Consider the following 24,090-nt stretch of genomic DNA (forward strand, 5'->3'; position numbering starts at 1 on the left):
GCCCATCTACGGCTTTCTAGCAGAATTTACTCTGCTCCCTGAAGCTGTTCGATTTGATATTGAGCATCTTCATAACAGCCAGTTCTCCCCGAATCAAGGCAGAGTTTGGCAGACTGGTGAAAGTCGGCGATCGCCCCTTCTTGATCTCCGGTATCTACCCGCGACAAGGCCCGATCGTAATAAGCAAATGGATGGTTGGGGTTGCGCTGAATCGCTTCGCTGTAGTCGGCGATCGCCCCCCTTTCATCCCCATACTCTGATCGTGCCACCCCTCGGTTGTAGTAGGGATCGGCATCATCGGGATCAAGCCGAATTGCAATGTTGAAATCCTCAATTGCACCGGTGATATCTCCCAAACGACGACGCACTAGCCCTCGGTTTTGGTACGCTGCGACTGAGTTAGGCTGCAAGCTGATGGCTTGAGTGCAGTCATCGATTGCTTCTCGATGCTGCTCTAGATTAGAGCGGGACAAACAGCGATTGAGATAAGCCGCTGCCATGTTGGGATCAACTTGAATCGCCTGCGTGTAGTCTTCGATCGCGCCTCGGTCATCTCCCTGGTCAGCTCGAACACTGCCCCGATTTGCGTAAGCACGGGCAGATTGGGGCTCAAGCCGAATTGCCTCGGTATAGTCTGAAAGCGCTCCCTGGCGATCGCCCAATTCGTAGCGCACATTTCCCCGAAAATAGTGAGACTCAGGCTGATTGGGATTCAGTTGGATTGCCTGGGTCAGATCCTCTAAAGCAGCTTGCTGGTTGCCCAGACGAGAGTGAGCGACACCCCGGTTGAAGTACGCCTCACTGCTGGGGTTAGTGCGAATGGCCTGGTCGTAGCGAGCGATCGCCTGCTGATCGTCGCCCTGTTCTTCCTGCTCCAATCCCCGGTTGAGCAAATGGTTGGACATCAGCGTTTGGGGAAGGCGTGAATAAAGGACGATCGCCAACCCGCCCAGAACTGCCAGAGCGATTCCCACAGGGATTAAAGAGCGGCGCACTGGCGGTACAGATAAATTCAATCGTGGGGGGCGGGGCGGCGGTGAAATCGGCACAGTTTCTTCACCTGAAACCAGCCGATTCAGGTCGTCTAACACCTCTGTTGCCTCTTGATAGCGCTGGCTGCTATCGGGATGTACCATCTTATCGAGAATGGTTGCTAGCTCTGGGCTAATTCGAGTGCGACCATTCCAAATTTCGCCCTGGCTAAATCGTCCGGCATCCTGCAATTTGATCAATTCGGGAGCAGTCAGTCCAGTAATTGCCTGAATCCCAATCATTCCAACTGCGTAAATGTCGCTATTAGACTGAAGTTGTCCCTGGGTTTGCTCATTTGGAACGTAAGCAGAAGCGCCATTGGTGCCAAAGGGAGAAGCGTATTCGGGCGATCGCATCACCTCAGCACTAATTTCCTTAAAGATGCCAAAGCCCGTCAGCACCAGACGGCTATCAGAATGGCGACGCAGTAGGTTGGAGGGCTTAATTCGGCGGTGAATGAATCCCCAGCGATGCACCACCACCAAAATCTCCATCGCCTCGCGCAAAAATTGCAAAACCCACAGTTCAGACAATGCCTGCTTCGGCAAAATTTCGTCACTGAGGGGGTGACCGAGGATAAATTCCTCAACTAGATAGAAATTATTATTTTCCTCAAAAAAATCTAAAATTTGCGGAATTTGGTCGTGCTTTCCGACCTTTTGTAGCGCTTCTGCTTTCTTTTTCAGCAGAATTAATACAAATTTGAGCGTCCTGGGATTACGGTCGGGAAGCTGTAGATGTTTGGCAACCCGTTTTGGATGTCCTGGAAATTGCGTATCCCCGACCAGATAAGTTTGCTCTAGCTCGTCTGATCCTAAAATTTTGATGAATTGATAACGACCACCCAATAGTTGGCTCACTATCTTTAACACCCTGGCACTGTGAAAATTATTGCATAGCAGTTTGAGACTCCTACACGACAAGCTACAAGAGGGGCATTACCCCGCTCGATAACTTGGGCTGATAGTCTCAACTCATCTCAACCAAACCAGTCTTAAGTTAGCAAGGATTTTGATGCATTCGCTCCTGCGGAAGATCCTTCTAGTGGGCACCTCGTAGTAAATAGGAGACAGACAAGAACTGTAATCCTCAGCCTTTTGCAAGAGGTTCAATACCAATTTTCTTTAGCTGTGTGTTTTGAAGTGTGTCACGCGTACGCAGGGCACGCTTCCGAATACATGGCTTTATACAAAAACGGTATAGGTCAATTGCCAGAGGGATTGCAATTTTTGCCAAGGCTTATTTCACCTCAAAGGATGGGCGGCTGTGAGCTTAAAGAAAATTTGGAGACTTTTAAAGGAAGCATTTTCAGAGTGGAATAAGGACAAAGCATCACGGTTAGCCGCATCTCTGGCATACTACACCGTATTTTCCCTAGCGCCACTACTAGTTATCGTGATTGCGATCGCCGGAGCCGTACTTGGCGAAGAAGCTGCCAGAGGACAACTTGTAGGGCAGATTCAAGGATTGCTGGGTCGAGAAGGAGCCGAATTTATCGAGACGGCGATCAACAATGCCCACCAGCCTGGAGAAAACACTGGTTTCCTTGCCTCGATCATCAGTATCGCAATTTTGCTATTTGGTGCCTCTGGCGTGTTTTCTCAGCTTCAAGACGCACTGAACACCATTTGGGAAGTGACAGAACGACCCGATGGCAATGTATTTGAAATGGTACGTAAGCGAGTTTTGTCCTTTGGCATGGTGCTTGGCATCGGCTTTTTGTTGCTCGTGTCGCTCGTCATCAGTGCGGTTCTGGCTGCCCTAAACAATTATCTGAGCGGCTTAGTGCCAGGGGTTGATGGACTCTGGCAACTGGTCAACTTTTTCATCTCGTTTGGCGTGACAGCTTTGCTGTTTGCAATGATTTACAAATTTTTGCCAGACGTGAAAATTACCTGGGGAGACGTTGCCATTGGGGCGGTGTTGACTTCATTGCTGTTTTCCATTGGTCGGTACCTCATCGGGTTGTACCTGGGTAATAGCGGATTTGCTTCAGCCTACGGCGCGGCTGGCTCGGTGATTATCATCCTGGCGTGGGTCTATTACTCTGCTCAAATTCTATTTTTTGGGGCAGAGCTAACGCAGGTCTATGCCAGACGCTACGGTTCTAGGATTGTCCCCGACGACCACGCTGTCGCTATCACGGATGATGCGCGGGCTGAACAGGGCATTCCTTCCAAAGAAATGGTGGAAGAGGCAGACCGCATCGATCGCGATCATCGAGGTAACCGCCGCATGAAGCGATCGCCCCACCGTCCCCCATTCCCCCACAATCCCAGAAGAAAGCGCCGGTAAAAATTCCCCAATCCCTAATTCTCAACCCCCAACTCCCGAATTACCCGACAGGGATTGCCCACCGCCACCACATTAGCGGGAATGTCTTTCGTGACGACACTGCCTGCGCCGATAGTGGTGTTGTCGCCAATTGTCACACCGGGGCAAACGATCACTCCACCGCCCAACCAAACGTTATTGCCAATCGTTACAGGAGACGCTAGCTCTAGCCCCGTTAGGCGCTCTGCCGGACTTACTGGATGATGGGCAGCATAAATTTGCACATTGGGCGCACAGAGCAAATTGTCACCCAATCGAACTGTGCTGCAATCTAAAATAATGCAGCCAAAATTCATGTACACATTCTCACCTGCATAGATGTTACTGCCGTAGTCACAACGGAACGGAGGCTCAATGTAAATCTTTGGTCCTACTTGTCCGAATAGCTCTTGTAAGAGGTGCGATCGCCGTTCCTGTTCTTCCTCGGTCGTTGCGTTGTAGTCACGAGTCAACCGAGCCGCTCGCCGTCGCCCTGCAACTAGCTCTGGGTCAACAGCCCAGTACAGTTCACCCGCCAACATTTTTTGCTTTTCGGTCTTGTTAGGCTGCATTGCGTTTCCTCACCCGTGCATCTGTAAATTCTACATTTGGCTTCAGAACTTACGGATGAGTTAATAGATGAGTTAGCTAGATTTTCTTAACACAATGGGTGGATTGTCCTCGCCTCGCGTCACCAGGGCGATCGCTCCATCCGCCTGAAACTCGCAGATCATTTCACTGCCACTTGCCTTGAAAACCACGGCATTTTCTTGTTCTCGGACAAACTCTAGGGATTTGGTAAACGGCTGATCTAGCAACACGCCTGAGTAAACTCCTTGATCCCAACTGAAAGTTACTGTCATCATGTCAGATGACCAGGTGCCTTCTAGCTGCTGGTAAAGTGGCGTGTCTGGAGACTGCTCTGGCTCTGGTGCGGAAGCGCTAGAGGAATCATCGGCAGGTGCGGAAGCAACTGGAGTTTCTAGGATTGGAAACTCCGAGGGCAACGGTGATGAGGAGTCAGAGCTGGCTGTGTTCGATGTCGGAGCATCTGATGCAGGTTGGACAGAACTGACTGCACCATAGACAATGCCTCCAGTTGCGATCAGCCCTAACACCCCTGCTGCCAGCGGTTGGATCTTCATAGTCAGCAATGAATATTGTGTTTGTGGGTGATGGGCGAAATAGTGACGTCTTAGTTATGCAGTCAAGCTTGTCTAGCAAAGTTGAAACGAGATGCATTCAGAAGGGTCGAAACGTTTGCTGACGGTTTGACCAACACTAAACTGCTTGAGCCTAGAGACTGCGGACTAAGGGACTAAGTTCCACAACCCAATCTGATAGATCTCTGCTTAAAATTCGCCCTTTGAATAAGTACGCTTCTCTAATCGAGCTGGATGCTTGTTTTTTTGAAAGAGCGATTTAAAGCTTTTTACACTCCACAAACTCACCAAACTGGACATCAAGGAGCATGAATCTAGTAAAGTGCGGGATTTCAGTTAGGGGCTTGGCACTGCCAAGCCCTTACAGCAGGGGAATTAAGTAGTTTAATTAATTCACATTCCTAAGTTACGAGCTTGGGATAAAGACGAGCGCAAATTATAGTCAAAAGGGCAGTTGCAGCCAACAAAATGCCTAGATCTGTTGCAATCGGGTAGGTGCTGGTTTCACTCGTGAGCATCAGACTTCGCAAGACATCTACTAGATAGGTCAAAGGGTTAACGTATGAAATCACCTGCAACCAATGCGGCATGATTTCGATTGGGTAGATAGCATTGCTAGCAAAAAACAGCGGCATGGTGAGAAATTGACCAATTCCCATAAAGCGCTCATGGGTTTTGACGATGCAGGCAACGATCAGCGACAGCGTGGAGAAGAGGGTAGCCCCGAGCAGAGTGGCGATTAGGACTCCCAGCAGAGCGAATGGATTCCAATCGATTCCAACGCCAAGCAGGGAAGCCAGGATGTAAATCAAGATGACCTGAGAAAGGCTACGCACCCCAGCGGCGATCGCCTTCCCCACTACTAGCGCAGCTCTGGGAGTCGGACTAACTAGCAGTTTGTGCAAAATGCCCAAATCGCGCTCCCAAATGACAGACAGCCCGTTGAAAATTGCCATAAATAGAATGCTTTGGGCAAGAATTCCGGGTGTCATAAAGTCCAGGTAGGGCAGATCCCCGGTTGGGATTGCCCGAATCCGGCTAAATACTTGTCCAAAGATCAGTAGCCACAAAGAAGGCTGTACCGCTCGCGTCATCAATTGAGTCGGATCATGACGCAGCTTGCGAACTTCTAGCTCTGTCACCGTCAGCGTTTTGTAAATGAAGTTGCCGAGGCTAGAAAAGGGGTTAGCTGAGTGAGTCTGAGTCGGTCTAGCCGAGCCGCTGAGCAGTGCGCCTGGTTTTTGAGGTGTCACGGTAGTCTCCTGCTGATGCTAAATAATCCCCGGTGTAGTAGATGAATACGTCGTCGAGGCTGGCATCTCGTTTGTTAATCGAAGCTTTGAGTTGATCGGGAGTGCCTGTTGCGACGACTTTTCCGAGGTGCATGATGGCAAGGCGATCGCACAAACTATCTGCCTCTTCCATAAAGTGAGTCGTCAGAAAAATTGTGGCTTCGTAGTCGTGGCAAAGCTGTTTCACCAAATTCCACATGGAATTGCGGGCAACGGGATCAAGCCCTACAGTCGGTTCGTCCATAAACAGCACACGCGGACGGTGCAGCAACGCCTGAGCAATTTCCAATCGCCGAATCATGCCGCCAGAGTAGGTTCGCACTAATCGATCTGAAACATCCTCTAGTCCGACGTAGCCTAAAATATCCTGAATCCGGCTCAGCCGTTGAGAGCGAGGAATGTCGTAAAGTTTGGACACAATCAGCAAATTTTCGTAGCCAGTCAGCGTCCCATCTACAGAAAGAGCTTGCGGGACATAGCCAATTGACCGTTGCACTAGCGGCATCTGTCGGGTGACATCAAATTGAGCCACACTAGCGGCACCAGAGGTAGGCGGCAACAGCGTAGTTAGCATTTTGATGACGGTACTTTTTCCTGCACCATTTGGGCCAAGCAGCCCAAACACTTCACCTGGCTCAACGGCGATGGACAAAGCATCAACAGCCACTGTCTGTCTAAACTGCTTTGTCAGTTGACGGGTCTCAATAATGGACATCGCACCTCCTCTGCATGGATTCAGTCTTTAACATCACGGAATGCTTTTTCTAATAGGGCAATGCCTTGCATGAGTTGCTGAAGCTCGGTGTCGGAGAGCGGTGACAACACTCCAGCCACTTTAGACCGAGTTGCTTCAGAGACTTGTTCTAAATACTTGGAACCTGTAGCAGTCAGGGTTAGCAGAACGCGACGGCGCTCTTCAGGGTCTTCTACCCGATTTACAAAGCCCCGCTGTACTAGCCGCTCAATCATCGCTGACATTGTGGGACGAGTGACATCCAAATCGTCAGCTACTTCAGAGAGAGAAGACTGGGGGCAACGGTTGAGAAACCACAAAACGCGCAGTTGTGAGAGAGAGACGGAGGCTTGCCCCTGTCGCCGCATGTCTGCCCGAATAAAACGAATCACTCCTGGAACGACTTCCATGATTTTCGTGGCGCATTGCTCTGAGGCTGATGTAGTGAGCATGGGGGAGGGCGATCGCGACCTTATCGAAAGAACAGGACTCAAAGAACAAACCCTTAAAGCTGAACCGATACAACTCAATTGAGCTAGCTGTTAGATAGCCTAGCAAACATTTCGCTAGGCTAACTATTAGTCAGACAACTTGTAGTGAAAGTTAATCCTCAGCCTCCTAGAGGCTACTAACGACTGTTAAACAGGTCCGCTGGAGCGGACCCAAAGCAAAGGGACACAGCACTGCTGTGTCCCTCAAATCTTTAGAATCAAATGAACAGGCAGTTCAAAAATACTAAGCGTCAGTTCGCATTGATTTGGCTCTTGCCTTTGCTCTAGCTGCACTTTGCTTCAGCGCTTCGAGGCGAGCTTCGTATTTCTTGCGGTTGCGTTTCTTGGGGGTTTGTTCAATCAAGATCTTGAGCGCACTACCGAGGCTCTTGTAAGCATTGGGTAGGGTGTAGCCAAAGCGAGTTGCAAGGGCGATCGCCTTTTCGTCTGCATCAATCGCCTCATTGAGCACCTTCTCACCACTGTTGCGCTGGTAGAGGCGATAGCCAGAAACGCCACAGAGTACCAGTGCCAAAAACAGTAGCAGACCATCCTGCACCCAAAGCTCACCCACGGCACCACCTAGACCGATTGCCAGAGCTGCCATTTCCCAACCATCTCTGGGAATCGTGTCGTTCTGGATGCGGGCAATTTCATGCCAAAACAGCAGATTTCTCTGGTCTAGCGCCAGTTGATCCCACTTGATTAGATCTACCTGAACCTCAACCTGGTCTTTGCCGATTTCTTCGCAGGTAATCAGCGGTGGGTTGACAGCAGTAGACGCTTCAATAGAAACCCAGCTTCTAAGTTCGGGAGGCAGCAGGGTTTTCAACCGCCGCAACTCGCCCAGGTCAGCTCTGACAGTAGAGGTGGCAAATGAGGTCATGATCTAGCCTTGGGATATTCAATATAGATCTAATTTAACTAGTCTAAAACCAGTCTAACTAGTCTGACTAGTTACACAAATTGATAAGGTACTAATTTGGAGTATAGCGGTCTTCATCAGCACACGAATGGTGCGATCGCTACCTACTTAGAGGGAAATTCGTTTTATACCGTACTTAATCTAGCAAAGCCTGCCCAATGGATGGTCGAGAGTTTTACTCCAGTTTAATCCGGCTTCACATTCTCCACCACGCAGTTCAGGAGCCGATTTTTGGGGTAGGCATTATGGAAGAACTGGCCCGTCACGGCTACAAGCTTAGTGCTGGAACGCTCTACCCCATGCTGCACGATATGGAGCGGAAGGGATATCTATCTTCCGTGGAGGAGCGATCGGGACGGCAAAATCGACGGCTCTATCGGGCAACCGACTTAGGAAAAATGCAGTTAGAAGATGCCAAAAAGAAGGTGCGGGAACTGTTTGGCGAATTGTTCGAGGAACTGTAATTCTCGTTCGGAAGAGGTCTAGATTTTCGCTATCGAAATCCGATACACTGCTTCTGTGAAGATTTTGTGATGGCAACGAGTAAATTACCTCTAAGGGTTTCGCAGCAATGGATCACCATACCAATCACGACTCTGTGGCAGAAGCTAGCCTGCCTGCATCCAGTCTGGCTGCCCGACTGAAGGAACTGGCTCGATTGTTTCTAAGACTTGGCACCATTGGCTTTGGCGGACCGCAAGCGCACATTGCCATGATTCACGATGAGGCAGTCGTGCGGCGAGGCTGGTTCACAGAAGAGCAATTTCTTGAAGGAGTTGCGGTTTGTGAAATGTTGCCTGGGCCAGCATCGACCCAGATGGGAATTTACACCGGCTATATACGGGCGGGGCAATTGGGGGCACTGGTCGCAGGCATTTGTTTCATCTTGCCTGCTTTTTTAATTGTGCTAACGCTGTCGTGGGCGTACTTTCGCTTTCAGGGTGTGCCTCAGATTGATGATCTGTTTCTGGGCATTTCGCCTGTCGTAATCGCCATCATTTTCGGGTTTTGCTGGAAATTAGCCAAAAAGGGAATTAAGGATTGGAAAGGCGTGGCGATCGCCCTCACCGTTCTCCTCGTCACATTACTCTTCCAGACCAACGTTCTGCTGCAATTTATCCTGGCAGGTATCGTCGGTCTAACCGTGTACCGACCTGAATCTCCCCCTGCTGCTCCCTCTAATCGCACGAGCGGCTGGCTATTTCCCCTAATTCCGATTATGCAGGGATTCCCGAGCGCCGCCATACCTGCTGAAACTTTGGTGCTGTCCAGCTTTTGGGGACTGGAACGAATTCAGGAATATTTTTGGCCGCTAACGTTATTCTTTCTCAAAGTTGGCAGCTTTGTTTTTGGCGGTGGCTTGGTAATCATCCCCCTGCTAGAGTTTGAGGTCGTCAACCAGTTTCAGTGGTTGACTCAAAGCGAGTTCATTGATGGGGTTGCCATTGGTGAACTCACGCCTGGCCCAGTTGTGATTACTGCTGCATTTGTTGGCTACAAAGTGGCGGGGGCTTTAGGTGCATTGGTGTCGGCGATCGCCATTTTCACGCCATCCTTCCTGTTCATTATGGGGGCTGCTCCGTTCCTGATTCGAATTCGGCGCAATCCTTGGATTCGCAGCTTTTTGAAAGGTGTTATGCCTGCTGTGTTGGGGGCGATCGCTGCTGCTGCCATTCCTCTTGCCCAGGCAGCAATCCTACAAGAAACGCTAGGGCGAACGATTGTTGCAGCGGTAGTCGGCGTGGTTGCCTTGATTGCCCTGATTCGCTTCAAGCGCCCGACCTGGCAGTTAGTTCCAGCAGGTGCGTTAGTGGGACTGATTGCAGGGGCTTTCCTGTAGTTCCCTTACCCTGCAATTGCCAGTGGAGAATCAGTTTCTGCTTGGTTAGCTAATTCGTTAAAACTCTCGTCGTAGTGAGTAGGAATTTTTGCAAGCTGCTCTAGCGCTTGATTGATTAACCTACAGCCTTGCTCAACGGTTTCAATGTTGCACAACTGACCGCGCAGTTCGGCTGCTCCTGGAAAACCTTTGGCGTACCAGGTCATGTGTTTGCGGGCCTGACGAATACCGCGATCGCCCTTATATTCCCACAGCATTTGCAGATGTTCTCGCGCACACTGAAGCCTCTCTGTAGCGGTTGGTGGCTCCCTCAACTCCCCAGTTTTGAGAAAATGGTCGATTTCACCCACTAGGAACGGATATCCTAGCGTTCCGCGTGAGCACATTACACCGTCGGCTCCGGTTTGCTCTAAACAACGAACGGCTGCTTCGACCGAAAAAATGTCTCCATTCGCAATCACCGGAATCGAAAGCACTTCCTTGACGCGACCGATCCATTCCCACTTAGCAGGACCGTTGTAGCCCTGGGCGCGAGTCCGTCCGTGCAAGGTGAGCATCTGTGCGCCTGCATTCTGCATTCGCTGACCAAACTCGACCGCGTTGATTTCTTTCTCTGTCCAGCCGATGCGGGTCTTGACGGTGACAGGCACCTTGACGGCTTTCACTACTGCCCGGACAATCGCTTCTGCTGTCTCAGGATCTCGTAGTAGAGAGGAACCGCCGCCATTCTTAGTAATTTTGTTGACTGGACAGCCCATATTGATGTCCACGGTATCTGCTCCTTCATCAACCGCCATCTGCGCCGCTTCTGCCAAAAAGTCAGGACGGCAATCGAAAAGCTGAATACTGATTGGGCGTTCGTCGGGGTCAACTTCCATCAGCTTGGGCAAATACTTCACATAGTGCAACCCAGTGGCGTTAACCATTTCGGTGTACATCATTGAACTGGGTGCATAGCGTCGTACCAACCGCCGAAACACGAGATCGGTTACGCCCGATAAGGGCGACTGCAAAACGCGACTGTTGACCTCAAAGGAGCCGATGCTCAAAGGGGTGGACAGTCGGGACTTCAATTCAGGAGACAAATGAACCATGAGGGGGCGGCGACCGCACGCTGCGTTTGTTTTCACCAGATCAATTCTACTGTTTTGGCATCGCAACCTGACTTTGCCATTGAGTTTCCTCTGAAATTTGGAAATTGGCGGCAAACACACCTGTCTGGTTACGGTTCGCCCCAATTCGGCTAGCGATCGCAGCATCTAAACTGAAGTCATTGAGAGCGCTAAGCAGGGTTATTCCTCTGTCTCCCAGTGTCTCGCTTGGTGCAATGCGGCACGACCGTCCAAGCCTTGGTTCGGTAAATACGCCTTCATGAGAATAGGAAAACATACGCAGTATATAGAGTAATGAACCTGTGCCGCATGAGGAGAGTTGGGGGTGACTGCGGATCTCCCCAGTCTCAAGCGAGGGAACTGAAAACCCTTAATGAATCTGGAATTGACCAGACCCCATCGTAGAACTGGAGTAAATTATGGCAAAAGTTGTTGGCATTGACTTAGGAACAACCAATTCATGCGTGGCAGTAATGGAGGGTGGCAAACCCACTGTAATCGCCAATGCAGAGGGTTTTCGGACTACTCCCTCGGTTGTTGCCTTTGCAAAAAATGGCGATCGCCTAGTCGGTCAGATCGCTAAGCGTCAAGCAGTGATGAACCCTGAGAACACCTTCTATTCAGTGAAGCGGTTCATTGGTCGCCGGTTTGACGAAGTTACTCACGAAGCGACAGAGGTTTCCTACAAAATCCTCAACGTCAATGGCAATGTCAAAATTGACTGCCCGACCGCTGGTAAGCAGTTTGCACCCGAAGAGATTTCGGCTCAGGTGTTACGCAAGCTCGTCGAAGATGCCAGCAAATATTTGGGTGAAACCGTGACTCAGGCGGTGATTACCGTTCCGGCTTACTTCAACGACTCCCAGCGGCAAGCTACTAAAGACGCAGGAAAAATCGCGGGTATTGAAGTCCTCCGAATCATCAACGAGCCAACTGCTGCATCCTTGGCATACGGCTTAGATAAGAAGAGCAATGAAACAGTCCTCGTCTTTGACTTAGGTGGTGGTACGTTCGACGTATCCATCCTAGAGGTTGGTGACGGCGTATTTGAAGTACTGGCAACTTCTGGAGACACTCACCTTGGTGGCGACGACTTCGACAAGAAAATCGTAGACCACCTGGCTGAAGAATTTAGAAGAACCGAAGGAATTGACCTGCGTAAAGACAAGCAGGCTCTACAGCGTCTCACCGAAGCTGCAGAAAAAGCGAAGATTGAGCTTTCTAGCGTGACTCAGGCGGAGATCAACCTGCCCTTCATAACTGCGACTCAGGACGGGCCAAAGCACCTGGACATGACCCTGACTCGCGTCAAGTTTGAAGAACTCTGTGCTGACCTAATCGATCGCTGCCGCGTCCCTGTGGAAGCAGCCATACGTGACTCCAAGCTGGATAAGGGTGCGATCGACGAAATCGTACTAGTAGGTGGTTCTACCCGAATTCCTTCTGTACAGGATCTAGTCAAACGAATTTTGGGCAAAGACCCGAACCAGACTGTTAACCCAGACGAAGTGGTTGCAGTTGGTGCGGCAATTCAGGCGGGTGTGTTGGCAGGCGAAGTGAAAGACATCCTGCTCCTTGACGTAAGTCCCCTCTCCTTGGGTGTGGAAACGCTGGGCGGCGTGATGACCAAGATCATTCCTCGCAATACCACCATTCCAACCAAGAAGTCAGAGGTCTTCTCCACCGCAGCAGACGGTCAAACCAACGTTGAAATCCATGTCCTGCAAGGTGAGCGGGAAATGGCAAACGACAACAAAGACCTGGGTGTGTTCCGTCTAGACGGCATTCCCCCTGCGCCTCGTGGTGTTCCCCAAATCGAAGTAACCTTCGACATCGACGCAAACGGTATCCTTAACGTTCGCGCCAAGGATAAAGGGACTGGCAAAGAACAGTCCATCAGCATCACGGGTGCTTCCACCCTGCCTCAAAATGAAGTCGAGCGGATGGTACGCGAGGCTGAGTCTAATGCAACGGCAGACAAAGAGCGCCGTGAGAAGATTGACATTAAGAACCAGGCAGACTCGCTGGTTTATCAAACCGAGAAGCAAATTGCTGACCTTGGAGACAAGGTACCTGCGGCTGATAAGACTAAGGTTGAGGGCTTGATTAAGGATTTGCGCGAAGCCAGTGCAGGTGAAGACTACGAGAAGATCAAGACACTCACCAGTGAACTTCAGCAAACCTTCTACAGCATCAGCAGTAACCTCTACCAGCAGCAAGGTGGTGATGGCTCTACACCTCCTGGAGGCGGTGGTGCTCCCGGTGCCGATGGTGCGGATGTCCCACCTCCTACAGGTGGCGACGATGATGTGATCGACGCTGAATTCTCAGAAACCAAGTAGTCGTAACAGCGTTTCTCTAATAAAGAGGCTACAGATAGAAGGGCACCCCGCTTCGCGGGGTGCCCTTCTATCTGTAATCCTAATTCTTGGATTTGGCGTAACGCTGAGCGCTTGAATTAAAAAAGGGAGGGCTCAGCCCTCCCTTTTTTGTGTACCTGTAGCTAGCCTACTTATGAGTACTGGCGTTTGGCATAATAGCGCCTGTCAAATCGGCATTATGCAGATTCGTCTGAGTCATATTGGCATTGATTAAAACCGCTTCTGTCAGGTTTGCCTCGCTCAAGTTTGTCCAGCTTAATCTGGCTCGATACAAATTTGCGCCTCGCAGATTTGCACCTCGCAGAGATGCCCAACTCAAGTTTGCGCCCCGAATACTGGTGTGGGTCAGTATGGCGTTAATTAGATTTGCGCTCATCATTCTGGCACGGCTTAGATCTGCATTCCGTAAATCTGCTTCTTCTAAACTAGCTCCGTTGAACAGGGCCCCAATCAGATTTGCCCCTTCTAAAATTGCTTCGTTCAAAATCGCGTTGGTGAAGTTTGCGCCTTCTAGAATCGCGCTAGTCAAATCTGCGGCAATGAGTTTTGCCCGACTCAAATTGGCTTCGTTCAGGTTAGCTTCCCGTAGATTAGCCTTGTTCAGGCTTGCTTCGCCCAAATTTGCGCCTGCCAAGTTGGCATGGTTGAGGTTGGCTTCATTGAGTTTTGTGCCTCTTAGTCCAGATTCGGTCAAATCTGCTTCAGTCAGATCTGCTTGAGTCAAATCTGCCCCAATCAAATTGGTTTCATTTAAAATCGTCTGAGTTAAATCTGCTCCAAACAGATTGGCTTCGCGTAGGTTAGCCGCACTTAGGTCTGTGCCTCGTAGATCTGCTTTGCTCAGGTTAGCCCGTCGCAAGTTCGCTTCGCGTAGGTCCTGTCCGCTCAGATTTGCCCCAACCAGAGTGACTTCGCGAAAGTCTCTTACCCCGACTGCATACTGGCTTAGCAACTCCTCAGCATCCATACTTACTGCCCTGCGTGACTCAAAACACCACCTTGAACGTGATGTTGCTCTTATGTTGCCCCAATTGACGGGGCGATCGCCCGCATTTTCATTTTGGCGCGTTTGCGTTTCTATTTTGTTGTTCTACAAGGAATTGCGTTGGATTTCGGGAAGTTTGCTGGATTTCGCTAACTCTGCGTCTGAGGCGCAGAATTCAAGCCTCAAAATTCAAACCGGTGTCCATCCGGAAAAACTGTTGTGCTGTCTACCTCAGCCCCATCCAAGTCAACGGATTGAGCCCGAAACAGGGTACAGCGGCTCAACTTTGCGCCAATCAGTTTTGCTTGGTCTAAGTTGCTACTATCTAGGTTTGCTCCACACAGGTCAGCAAAGCTGAGATCAGCATTACGCAAATCAGCACTTTGAAAATTAGCGCTGAATAGGTTGGCCCGCTGTAATTGACAGTTGCGTAAATCGGCACGAAATAGGTTCGCTTGTGTCAGGTCTACATCTGTCAAATTTACGGACTGAAATCTGGTATTACTGAGTTCAGCTCCATGCAGGATGGCTTTTTGCAGATTGGCTCGACCTAAGTTGGCATAAGGCATGTAAATACGGCTTAAGTTACTTCCTTGAAAGTCAGCATCTTGTAAATTGCATTCAAAGAGGTAAGCCTGACTCAAATCTACTTCCCGAAAATCTCGTCGGCCACTAGCGTATTCAGCTAACAGCTCCTCAGCACTCATCCTACGCATACTAAAAGCTTTTTGGGCACACAACTACCACCTCCCCTAAGGAAGATGGAACTGCTCATTCAAAACAGAAGTTAAGTATTTGTACTTATTTGCAATAGTTTATGAAACACAAGCAGCTTCAGCGCTAAGGTTAACGTTCTTTTTAGATTTGCGGATTTCTTGAAGCGATCGCTCAGCCGAGCCGACCCAACTTGCCGTAGAGCATTCAGCAGAACATTCTTAACTAACTTAGAAGAAATCGCGATGCAGTAGTCATTTCGGCGCTAATTCGCCTACTCTCAAAGAGAACCCTGTAATTTCACAGGGGCGTAACCCTCATTGCGTTGAGTATGCAAGTTAGCCCACCCCTGTCTACTACCACAACTGCTTCTGATACTCGCTACACGGTGACTCTAGATGTCAGTGGGATGAAGTGTGCAGGCTGTGTCAAAGCAGTCGAAAATCAGCTTGTTCAGCACCCTGGTGTTGTTTCGGCAACTGTCAACCTGGTGACGGAGGTGGCGACGGTAGAGTGTGAGCCAGGACAGGTAGACCCTGCAAAACTAGCAGAGCGGGTGACAGAAATTGGCTTTCCTACTCAACCTCGTGCAGTCGAAGGGACAGCAGGCACCTCTTCTGAGAATCTTCCTGACTTAGCCGAACGGCAGCGGTTAGAAACGCGACAGCATTTCCAGCGGGTGGCGATCGCGGCAACCTTGCTGCTGCTGTCCACGATCGGGCATCTTGACCACTTTAGTTGGGGTACGATTCCTCTCCTTAGCAATATTTGGTTTCATTTTGGGCTGGCAACCCTAACGCTGATCTTTCCCGGCCGCCCAATTTTGATAGATGGCTGGAAAGGGCTGCGGCACAACATTCCTAATATGAATACGCTGGTTAGCTTGGGCACGCTTACGGCTTACACAGCTAGCACGGTGGCGCTGTTTTTTCCGCAGTTGGGCTGGGAGTGCTTTTTTGATGAGCCAGTGATGCTGCTGGGCTTCATTTTGCTGGGACGAACGCTAGAGCAGCAGGCTAGAAGCCGAGCGGCGATCGCCTTTCAGTCTCTACTGGCGTTGAAGCCGACCTTGGCGAGGTTGATTAAGGACACAGGCGAACGGACAACGCAAATCTCTGAGCCTGCACCCGAATCTTCTGCTGTTTTTGCTTTGCATCCTGAAAATAGCATTGAGATTCCTGCTGAGCAGGTGCAGGTTGGCGCATGGCTACAGGTTTTGCCGGGCGAAAAAATTCCGGTCGATGGCGAGGTTGTGGCTGGGCAGACGACGGTCAATGAAGCGATGTTGACGGGTGAAGCAATGCCCGTATTAAAGCAGCCCGGTAATCTAGTAATAGCTGGCAGCTTGAATCAATCGGGTGCGATCGCCCTGAAGGCAACTCGTACAGGCAAAGACACGACGCTATCGCAAATCATTGCCCTGGTTGAAGCAGCTCAAACCCGTAAAGCCCCGATTCAGCGATTAGCTGATACCGTTGCTGGATATTTTACCTACGGTGTGATGGCGATCGCGCTGTTGACCTTCTTGTTCTGGTATTTCGTTGGCATTCCCCTATGGGGTGGGGAATGGGGAATGGGGAATGGGCAATGGGTCATGGGTGGACATGGTGGAATGGCGCATTCGTCGATGGCTCAGGCTGTGTCGGCGGCATCTCCGCTGCTGTTGAGCTTAAAGCTGGCGATCGCGGTTCTGGTAATTGCCTGCCCCTGTGCGTTGGGATTGGCTACACCGACGGCAATCTTAGTCGGTTCGGGAATTGGGGCTGAGCGAGGCTTACTGATTCGAGGCGGTGATGTGCTGGAAAAGGTGCATCAGTTGCAGACCGTTGTATTCGACAAGACTGGCACCCTGACCACTGGGCAGCCAATCGTGACAGACTGTTTGCCGCTATCAGAGATTTCGGAGGCTGGTCTACTGGAGGTTGCAGCAGCAGTTGAGCGCGGCGCACGACATCCTCTGGCTGAGGCGATTCAGCAGCAGGCACAGCAGCAAGGAGTTGCATCTTTGCCTGCCCAAAACTTTTATACTGAGCCAGGATTTGGGGTGTCTGCTCAAGTGGCGGGACAACAGGTCGTTTTAGGTACTCAAAGTTGGCTGACTCAGCAGTCGGTTGAGGTGACTGATGCGGCTCAACAGCGATCGCAAGTCTTGGCAGCAGCAGGCAAGACGGTTGTGTATGTAGCGATAGAGGGCCAATTAGCGGGGCTAATTGGCGTTCAAGATACGCTGCGCCCGGATGCAAAAGCAACGGTCGAGCGGCTTCGACAAATGGGGTTGCGGGTGGTGCTGTTAACAGGCGATCAGCGAGCGGTGGCTGAGGCGATCGCCATTCCTCTCGGATTGGTAGCTGAAGATGTGCTGGCAGAGGTACGACCCGACGGTAAAGCAGCGGCGATCGCCCAAATCCAGGCTGAAGGACAATTTGTCGCAATGGTGGGTGATGGCATTAACGATGCTCCAGCCTTGGCTCAGGCAGATGTAGGAATTTCGCTCAACTCAGCGACCGACGTGGCGATTGAGGCGGCTGAAATTGTGCTGATGCGCGATCGCCTGATAGATGTCGTCGAGTCAATCCAGCTCAGCCGTGCTACCTTCAATAAAATTCGTCAGAATTTGTTTTGGGCATTCGCCTACAACACTCTGGGTATTCCGATTGCGGCAGGGGTTTTGTTACCCTCTTTAGGAGTAATTCTTAGTCCTGCTACAGCGGGAGCGTTCATGGCGTTTAGTTCTGTTAGCGTAGTCACTAACTCTCTGCTGCTACGCCGCACTACCCGCAATATCTAGTAGTTTTTGAGAATGCAGACGTTAACGGGAATTAACTCTAAATGTAAGCGTCTGGCAGTTAGACTAATCTGAGAATCAAGGGCAATCCGGCTGAGAGACTTGAACTCTAGATCAGAAATGGATATAACTACGGTTAAACAATTTCGGAAACTCTGAAGTTTGTCCCTCTGCGGAATCCATAGCACGAATTGAGTAGAGAAAGTAAGCTAATTCAGCAAGCTTAACTGGGTTGTAACAGAAGAACGGCATCTAGCTTCATAAATATCAACTTCCAACCTGGCACCTCTTTCCCTGGTTTTCTGTCCTAACTCGTTAGTCACGCTAGCAATTTCTCAATGGCTTCAAAACCGCGACAAATCCATCTGTTAATCATTGAGGATGATAAGGGTCGTCAAGAATATCATCTAGATGGCTCGACTTACTCGATTGGCAGAGATCCAAGTTGTGATATTCGGCTTGTTTCGCATTTTGTATCGCGTCATCATGCCACCCTTAAACGGGTGATGCATGACGATGACACCTGCTCCTACCAGATCGTGGACGGCAACTTCAAGGGAAAGCCTAGCTCTAACGGTATTTTTATCAATGGGCGCAGGCTACCCAAGCGAGACTTGCAGCACGAAGACAAAATCGTTTTCGGACCACAAGTCTATGCAATTTACTATTTACTCAAGCGGGATGCAATTATGACGATTCCTCCGGGCGAGTTTGATGACATTACCTTGATCAACCCGCGCACGGCAGGTGAGCTTGAAGATGCTGCTCGTTAACGATAGAACCGCAAACTTCAGACAGCTCAATCTTGACGGTCTAATTTCAACAATTTTCGACGATTCACCTTTGCTGAAGTAGTTCTACTTTGCATTCACCCTTGGGTCAAATTAAGGGGAATTTCAATGCTTGTTTACACTACTTAGCCTAAACATTGGCTTGAAAGGGGTTTGACCGTTTAAACTGGGCTGGTAGTTACAAGTAATCGATAAGTCAGGATAAAAGTTCTTTACTTTTCGGTTCAGCCGTTTATTCCAGGTCTACCTATTTGGCAAATTCTGTGTTCCTGAAATATATTTAGTCGCACTACCGATTTTTCAATGGCTTCAGAACCACACCAAAACCATTTACTGATTATTGAAGACGACAAGGGTCGGCGGGAGTTTACTCTAGACAGCCCCGTCTACTCGATTGGTCGAGATCCCAAGTGCGATATTCGATTGGTTTCTCAGTTTGTCTCTCGTCGTCATGCCACGCTTGTACAGCTTCCCAATGAGGATGGCAGCTACTATTACCGAATTGTGGACGGCAATCTTAAGGGCAAGCCAAGCGCTAATGGCTTACTGATCAATGGACGAAAGTTACAGGCGCATGATCTGACAGACGAAGATAAGATCGTGTTTGGCCCAAATGTTCATGCCATCTATTACTTGCTTAAGCGAGACGCAATTTCTACGGTGCCGCCCGATGAGTATGATATTACTTTGATCAGCCCTGGCATGGTTGGAGATCCTGAGGACTAAGGATTAAAAATTTAAACTAAGCGAGTTCAGGCATTAATGCCTGAACTATTTTTATGCTTGTTTTTAGGACAACTTGAGGCAATGTTTAACAGCGGTATTAAAGCTTGCCCGTTTTTTGACTTAAATTAATGCACTTTAATTGATGCATTTAGCTTGCGGCACTTTCAACCAAGTGCCACTTTCCGTTATTGGCGATCGCCTGGTTGACCAGGTCAAACATCTGCCGACAGTGATTGTTTGTCTGTAAAGGCAATTCCTCGTTTTTGACCACAAAACTCATCCGCACCTCTTCCTCAGTGGTCGGAAATCTGTCGATCAGCACTTCTACCGTCACTAATTTGGCAAAGGAAACACCACCCGGCACTTCACGCGCCATCAGATAGTCTCCTGTGTCATAGATCACATCCAAATTACACGAGGTTAGGATGTCGGTCAGCAACTGCCGAAGGTGCTCAAAGGGAACTTCGATTGTAAATAGACTTGTGTAGCGAGCCATAGGAAACCCCGGGCGTGCGACAACGTAAACAACTCATACGAGCCTGAATTCAAGATTATAGTCAAGAGTCAGACATAACAAAAGCAAAATCAGGTTTTTCCCGATATTTGCTGAATGGCTTGAAGCCACTTATAGCATACTAGCCCCTGATCCTTATGAATAGGGATGTGGAAAACAGGCGAACAAACTCTAATAGACATCCCCCTTTTGGGGGAGATTTGCCTTGCAAATTGTCTGGCTGCTCTAGAGACAATTCAAGGGCTATAAAAAACTTACATTCATCAAGCTTGCTCTTCAGGCTACTAATTAATTTAATTAGCAGCAAGTTTCTAAAGAATTTAGGTTCTTTCGATCGGTTAAGCTACTACTTCTGTATGACCTTAGCGAAAATTGTTCAACTACGCTTCTGTCTAGTTGCTGAAGCTAGTGGACTGAGGGCTGATGAATTTAAACAAGTGCTGATGATCAAATGCAAGGCAAACTAATCGTGTTTGAGGGAGTGGAAGGGAGTGGAAAAACAACGCAACTGCAGCGATCGCAGTCCTGGTTGCTGGATAGCCCTTGGTTCAACCGGCTACAAACTCAAGGTTACGTTTCTCACCTGGTTGTCACTCGGCAACCGGGCGGTACTAATTTGGGGCAGTCAGTTCGCCAACTTTTGCTGCATTCGTCCCAATCCCCGATTCAAGATCGGGCTGAGCTATTGCTCTATGCAGCCGATCGCGCCCAGCATGTCGAAGAGTCGCTAAGACCCCAGCTTCAGCAGGGAGCGCTGATTCTATGCGATCGCTACACTGATTCCACAGTGGCTTACCAGGGCTATGGGCGGGGATTGGACTTAAACCTGATTCAGCAGCTTAATCAAGTTGCCACAGGGGGCTTAGAGAGCAACCTAACCCTGTGGTTTGATCTGGATGTAGAGCAAGGGTTAGCGCGTACTAAACTCCGGGGTACTGCCGACCGGATCGAGCAAGACAGTCTGGCATTTCATCAACGGGTGCAGCAGGGCTTCACCGAACTAGCTCGCGCCAACCCCAACCGAATTGTGCGGATCGATGCGAGTCGCAGCGAAGCGGAAGTCAGTGAACAAGTTCAGGCGGTGTTACAGAGATGGTTAATGCAGTGGTATCCAGCGCTTTTACTCCACTCATAGGTCAGGCTCCAGCAGTTGAGCTACTGACCCGTGCGGTGGTGCAGAACCGCATTGCTCCCGCATACTTATTTGCTGGCTCACAGGGGGTCGGGCGCAGTTTGGCGGCACGATGCTTTGCTGAATTACTGCTGTTTAATCCGCAGAAGTCTACTGCTTCCCTGCGCCATCGCATTCAGCAGGGCAACCACCCAGATTTGCTCTGGGTCGAGCCGACCTATCTGCATCAGGGTAAGCTGCTGAGTCCGGCTGAGGCAGCCGAAGCGGGACTCAAGCGCAAGAGTCCACCTGTGATTCGGCTGGAGCAGGTGCGGCAAATTGCTCAATTTCTGGGTCGTCCGCCTTTAGAAGCGCCTCGCTCAGTGGTGGTGCTAAATCAAGCAGAAACGATGGCAGAAGCTGCGGCAAACGGGTTGCTGAAAACGCTGGAGGAGCCAGGACAGGCAACGCTGATTTTGCTTGCGCCCAGCATTGATGCTTTGTTGCCGACGCTGGTGTCTCGCTGTCAGAGGATTCCGTTTTACCGACTGAGCGAGGAAAATCTGACTCAGGTGTTGACTCAAGCGGGACAAGCAGAAATTTTGCAGCAGCCACAGGTGCTAACGATCGCCCAAGGCAGTCCCGGAGAGGCGATCGCCAGTTGGCAGCAGCTCCAAGCTATCCCCTCAGAATTGCTCGACGCAGCCACCCAGATTCCTCGTTCGGTGCGGGCAGCTTTAGAATTGGCGCGGCAAATTGACAAAACGTTAGATACTGAAACCCAGCTTTGGCTGATTACCTATCTTCAGCATCGCTACTGGCAGGCTCAAGCTAAGCCAGGTTTGTTGCAGCAGCTAGAAACAGCCCGTCGTCACCTCTTAAACAGCGTCCAGCCGCGTCTGGTTTGGGAGGTGACGCTGATGGCAATGGTGGATCTCTAAACAGGGTTTCTAACTTGCCCTTTCTAACTTGCCCCTGCGAAAGATGGCAGTCTTATACAAAAAGGCTACTCTGCCGAGGTACGTCAAAGTACCTTGTGGCCAACCATTTGAGGAGCCGTTTTATGAAGGGATTGAAAGGCAAAAATGTTTTGGTGACGGGGGCAACGTCTGGAATTGGGCAAGCGATCGCCGTTCGGTTTGCTCAGGAAGGGGCAAACGTCGCGCTCAACTACCGCAAAAGCCCAGAAGATGCAGAACAAACGCAAGCCATGATTGACGACGTGTGCAGTCAGGTCAAAGGCTGCGGAGTCAAGGATTTTCCGGTGCAGGGAGATGTCTCCAAAGAGGAAGACATCATCGAAATGGTAGACGAAGTAGTTGGGCAGTTGGGCAGCCTTGACATTCTTATCAACAATGCCGGTATTCAAACCGAGTCACCTTCTCACGAAATCGAAGCGGCTGACTTTGACCGAGTGCTGAATGTGAACCTGCGTGGAGCCTATCTTTGTGCCAGACAAGCCTTGAAACATTTTCTGGCGCACCAACGACCTGGAGTGATCATCAACGTCTCCAGCGTCCATGAAATTATTCCTCGTCCCCTCTACTTGAGCTACTCGATCAGCAAAGGAGGCATGGAGAATATGACCCGTTCGTTAGCGCTGGAATACGCCGATCGCGGAATTCGGGTGAATGCGATCGCTCCTGGTGCAACGATTACTCCGATTAACGAGTCCTGGGTTAACGATTCTGAAGAAAGGGCGATCGTAGAGAGTCACATCCCAATGGGACGGGCAGGCACCGCTGAAGAAATGGCAGCAATTACAGCATTCTTAGCGTCCGATGAAGCAGCCTATGTGACTGGGCAAACACTGTTTGTAGACGGTGGACTGACTCTTTACGCCGATTTCCGCACCCCTTGGTCGGCCTAAAAAATTAGGGGCGAACGGTCAACGTTAGAAAGCGTAAGGGCGAACGGCAGTTCGCCCCCACCGTACAAAATTGGTAGGTTGGGTGAAGCAAAGTGGAACCCAACATCCCCAGGACATTGAATTTCATTCTTCAACTCAATCTACGCAAGTTATTTAATCTTGGTTTCTTAAGCGATCTCAAGCAACTGGATGTCGAAGGTTAAATCTTCCCCAGCGAGCGGGTGGTTTGCGTCCAGCGTAATTTGTGAATCAGAAACGTCAGTTACTACAACGGGAATGGTTTGTCCGGTTTGCTGGCGGATTTGCAACTGTTGGCCGACCCCAACCTGCATATCTTCGGGCATCTGCTGCCGATCGACAACCAAGACCATATCTTCGCGATGCTCCCCATAGGCTTGCTCCGCCGCAATGTGCTCAGTTTTGGATTCGCCAGGGGTCATCCCAATGACAGCCTGCTCAAATCCAGGAATGAGGCTACCTGTGCCGATGGAAAACTCTAGTGGCTCACGATTGACCGAAGAATCAAAAACTGTGCCGTCCTCTAGCTTGCCTGTGTAGTGAACCTTTACAGTGTCACCTTGCTTTGCGTGTGTCATGGACTCTTCTCCTTGTCCTGGAGTTTTTGAACGTCGAAACATTCCAACCACCTTAACGAAGGAAGTGAATAATTCCTAGTTGCGTTAATGTCAATTTAAAGAGTTGCGTAGTCTGGATGTCGTTAGATGTGCTTATTCTCACCTAGCGGGCACATCGGTTTATTCTAAGGCTGAGCTTCTGCGAATTGGAAATGCTTATGCTACTTGAGTTAAGGGTAGCTAACAGTGTCTTGACAGAACGCTGATATTTCTTGAGGTCCTGCTCATTTTTGCTTGAAACAAAGGGGGTTGAGCCGCTTCATTGCCAAACTGACCACCCGTGAGCTTGATTTATCCTGGTTGACTGACAAAACTCCCGAAACTATGGGCGTATCGTAGGTTGGGTGAAGCGAATGCGTAACCCGACAGAATCCAGGTGGGTGTTCGGTTTCACGTTGTTTTACCCAACCTACATCAGAAGATTTGTCAGTCAACCAGCTTTATCTGTGGTCAGGCTGGCTTCACTTCTGACTAAGCTGGCTTCACTTCTGACTAAGCTGGCTTCGTCGTTGGATAGGCTAACCTCACTTCTGACTAGGCTAGCTTCACTTTTGACTAAGCTATCTTCACGGTTCATTGGGCTGGCTTCGTCGCTGGCTAGGCTGGCTTTGCTATTTGTTGAGTTGGCTTCGATTTAGGTTGAGTCAGCTAGGAAAAGAGTTAGTGGTAATTGCACG

General features: G+C 49.9%; 26 protein-coding genes. 11 read left to right on the plus strand and 15 right to left on the minus strand.

All coding sequences use genetic code 11. The annotated features are described in order from the left end of the window. Positions 1–26: 26 nt before the first annotated feature. Complete coding sequence (locus tag H6F88_RS28915; RefSeq protein ID WP_190646263.1) at positions 27–1,892, minus strand: tetratricopeptide repeat protein; 1,866 nt, start codon at positions 1,890–1,892, stop codon at positions 27–29. 406 nt (positions 1,893–2,298) lie between these two features. Between H6F88_RS28915 and H6F88_RS28920 the strand changes: the two genes are divergently transcribed. Further along, on the plus strand, positions 2,299–3,327 hold the full coding sequence (locus H6F88_RS28920; protein ID WP_190646264.1) for a YhjD/YihY/BrkB family envelope integrity protein: 1,029 nt from the start codon (positions 2,299–2,301) through the stop codon (positions 3,325–3,327). A 14-nt stretch (positions 3,328–3,341) separates the two neighbouring features. Here H6F88_RS28920 and H6F88_RS28925 read toward each other — a convergent pair whose 3' ends face one another. The 5 genes from H6F88_RS28925 to H6F88_RS28945 form a co-directional block, all read right to left on the minus strand. Continuing rightward, the gene (locus tag H6F88_RS28925) at positions 3,342–3,917 is read right to left on the minus strand and encodes a sugar O-acetyltransferase (RefSeq protein WP_190646265.1); all 576 of its coding nucleotides are present in this window, start codon (positions 3,915–3,917) and stop codon (positions 3,342–3,344) included. Between the two features lie 72 nt (positions 3,918–3,989). Further along, positions 3,990–4,490, minus strand: a complete 501-nt coding sequence (locus tag H6F88_RS28930) for a hypothetical protein (RefSeq protein ID WP_190646266.1) — start codon at positions 4,488–4,490, stop codon at positions 3,990–3,992. A 419-nt stretch (positions 4,491–4,909) separates the two neighbouring features. Continuing rightward, complete coding sequence (locus tag H6F88_RS28935; RefSeq protein WP_190646267.1) at positions 4,910–5,761, minus strand: ABC transporter permease; 852 nt, start codon at positions 5,759–5,761, stop codon at positions 4,910–4,912. Then, on the minus strand, positions 5,718–6,515 hold the full coding sequence (locus H6F88_RS28940) for an ATP-binding cassette domain-containing protein (RefSeq protein ID WP_190646268.1): 798 nt from the start codon (positions 6,513–6,515) through the stop codon (positions 5,718–5,720). Before H6F88_RS28940 ends, H6F88_RS28935 begins: the two co-directional genes overlap by 44 nt. Positions 6,516–6,535: 20 nt before the next feature. Further along, on the minus strand, positions 6,536–6,943 hold the full coding sequence (locus H6F88_RS28945) for a MarR family winged helix-turn-helix transcriptional regulator (RefSeq protein WP_242050754.1): 408 nt from the start codon (positions 6,941–6,943) through the stop codon (positions 6,536–6,538). Between H6F88_RS28945 and H6F88_RS34225 the strand changes: the two genes are divergently transcribed. Continuing rightward, complete coding sequence (locus tag H6F88_RS34225) at positions 6,942–7,067, plus strand: hypothetical protein (RefSeq protein WP_277882247.1); 126 nt, start codon at positions 6,942–6,944, stop codon at positions 7,065–7,067. The two genes, H6F88_RS28945 and H6F88_RS34225, sit on opposite strands and share 2 nt — an antisense overlap. Before the next feature lie 201 nt (positions 7,068–7,268). Here the strand turns inward: H6F88_RS34225 and H6F88_RS28950 are convergent, their stop codons facing one another. Continuing rightward, entirely contained in the window at positions 7,269–7,910 is a 642-nt protein-coding gene (locus tag H6F88_RS28950) for a DUF3318 domain-containing protein (RefSeq protein WP_190646270.1), read from the minus strand. A gap of 197 nt (positions 7,911–8,107) precedes the next feature. Here H6F88_RS28950 and H6F88_RS28955 point away from each other — a divergent pair, with 197 nt between their 5' ends. After that, a complete protein-coding gene (locus H6F88_RS28955; RefSeq protein WP_190646271.1) occupies positions 8,108–8,413 on the plus strand; it encodes a PadR family transcriptional regulator in 306 nt (101 codons plus the stop codon). A gap of 107 nt (positions 8,414–8,520) precedes the next feature. Beyond that, positions 8,521–9,789: a chromate efflux transporter gene (gene chrA / locus H6F88_RS28960; RefSeq protein ID WP_190646272.1), complete on the plus strand. Its 1,269-nt coding sequence runs from the start codon at positions 8,521–8,523 to the stop codon at positions 9,787–9,789. 5 nt (positions 9,790–9,794) lie between these two features. On the opposite strand, the gene dusB is transcribed toward chrA, so the two are convergent. Together dusB and H6F88_RS28970 are read right to left on the minus strand one after the other, a co-directional pair. Next, a complete protein-coding gene (dusB, locus tag H6F88_RS28965) occupies positions 9,795–10,883 on the minus strand; it encodes a tRNA dihydrouridine synthase DusB (protein WP_190646273.1) in 1,089 nt (362 codons plus the stop codon). 46 nt (positions 10,884–10,929) lie between these two features. Continuing rightward, positions 10,930–11,178: a hypothetical protein gene (locus H6F88_RS28970; RefSeq protein WP_190646274.1), complete on the minus strand. Its 249-nt coding sequence runs from the start codon at positions 11,176–11,178 to the stop codon at positions 10,930–10,932. 142 nt (positions 11,179–11,320) lie between these two features. Here H6F88_RS28970 and dnaK point away from each other — a divergent pair, with 142 nt between their 5' ends. Next, positions 11,321–13,243, plus strand: a complete 1,923-nt coding sequence (dnaK, locus tag H6F88_RS28975) for a molecular chaperone DnaK (protein WP_190646275.1) — start codon at positions 11,321–11,323, stop codon at positions 13,241–13,243. Between the two features lie 166 nt (positions 13,244–13,409). Here dnaK and H6F88_RS28980 read toward each other — a convergent pair whose 3' ends face one another. Together H6F88_RS28980 and H6F88_RS28985 are read right to left on the minus strand one after the other, a co-directional pair. Then, positions 13,410–14,249: a pentapeptide repeat-containing protein gene (locus tag H6F88_RS28980; protein ID WP_190646276.1), complete on the minus strand. Its 840-nt coding sequence runs from the start codon at positions 14,247–14,249 to the stop codon at positions 13,410–13,412. 200 nt (positions 14,250–14,449) lie between these two features. Beyond that, entirely contained in the window at positions 14,450–14,974 is a 525-nt protein-coding gene (locus H6F88_RS28985) for a pentapeptide repeat-containing protein (protein ID WP_199333846.1), read from the minus strand. Between the two features lie 338 nt (positions 14,975–15,312). Between H6F88_RS28985 and H6F88_RS28990 the strand changes: the two genes are divergently transcribed. The 3 genes from H6F88_RS28990 to H6F88_RS29000 all read left to right on the plus strand — a co-directional run bounded on the left by H6F88_RS28990 (position 15,313) and on the right by H6F88_RS29000 (position 19,283). After that, entirely contained in the window at positions 15,313–17,769 is a 2,457-nt protein-coding gene (locus H6F88_RS28990; RefSeq protein WP_190646278.1) for a heavy metal translocating P-type ATPase, read from the plus strand. Between the two features lie 335 nt (positions 17,770–18,104). Next, positions 18,105–18,539, plus strand: a complete 435-nt coding sequence (locus H6F88_RS28995; protein WP_190646279.1) for an FHA domain-containing protein — start codon at positions 18,105–18,107, stop codon at positions 18,537–18,539. 321 nt (positions 18,540–18,860) lie between these two features. Then, positions 18,861–19,283, plus strand: a complete 423-nt coding sequence (locus H6F88_RS29000) for an FHA domain-containing protein (RefSeq protein ID WP_190646280.1) — start codon at positions 18,861–18,863, stop codon at positions 19,281–19,283. Between the two features lie 148 nt (positions 19,284–19,431). On the opposite strand, the gene H6F88_RS29005 is transcribed toward H6F88_RS29000, so the two are convergent. Then, positions 19,432–19,779, minus strand: a complete 348-nt coding sequence (locus H6F88_RS29005; protein WP_190646281.1) for a hypothetical protein — start codon at positions 19,777–19,779, stop codon at positions 19,432–19,434. Between the two features lie 469 nt (positions 19,780–20,248). On the opposite strand from H6F88_RS29005, the gene tmk reads away from it, so the two are divergent. From tmk to H6F88_RS29020, 3 genes are all read left to right on the plus strand, one after another. Further along, the gene (gene tmk, locus H6F88_RS29010; RefSeq protein ID WP_190646282.1) at positions 20,249–20,932 is read left to right on the plus strand and encodes a dTMP kinase; all 684 of its coding nucleotides are present in this window, start codon (positions 20,249–20,251) and stop codon (positions 20,930–20,932) included. After that, complete coding sequence (gene holB, locus H6F88_RS29015; RefSeq protein ID WP_190646283.1) at positions 20,890–21,849, plus strand: DNA polymerase III subunit delta'; 960 nt, start codon at positions 20,890–20,892, stop codon at positions 21,847–21,849. Before tmk ends, holB begins: the two co-directional genes overlap by 43 nt. Before the next feature lie 122 nt (positions 21,850–21,971). Further along, positions 21,972–22,778, plus strand: coding sequence for a glucose 1-dehydrogenase (locus tag H6F88_RS29020; RefSeq protein WP_190646284.1), 807 nt, complete (start codon positions 21,972–21,974; stop codon positions 22,776–22,778). 4 nt (positions 22,779–22,782) lie between these two features. On the opposite strand, the gene H6F88_RS34230 is transcribed toward H6F88_RS29020, so the two are convergent. The 3 genes from H6F88_RS34230 to H6F88_RS29030 form a co-directional block, all read right to left on the minus strand. After that, entirely contained in the window at positions 22,783–22,905 is a 123-nt protein-coding gene (locus H6F88_RS34230) for a hypothetical protein (RefSeq protein WP_277882248.1), read from the minus strand. A gap of 40 nt (positions 22,906–22,945) precedes the next feature. After that, on the minus strand, positions 22,946–23,374 hold the full coding sequence (locus tag H6F88_RS29025; RefSeq protein WP_190646285.1) for a peptidylprolyl isomerase: 429 nt from the start codon (positions 23,372–23,374) through the stop codon (positions 22,946–22,948). Positions 23,375–23,843: 469 nt separating this feature from the next. Next, positions 23,844–23,990 carry a hypothetical protein gene (locus H6F88_RS29030; protein ID WP_190646286.1) on the minus strand — a complete coding sequence of 49 codons (147 nt, stop codon included), beginning with the start codon at positions 23,988–23,990 and terminating at the stop codon, positions 23,844–23,846. Positions 23,991–24,090: the final 100 nt, after the last annotated feature.

Origin of the sequence: Oculatella sp. FACHB-28 (assembly GCF_014696015.1) — a bacterium.
Classification (GTDB): domain Bacteria; phylum Cyanobacteriota; class Cyanobacteriia; order Elainellales; family Elainellaceae; genus JAAUTN01.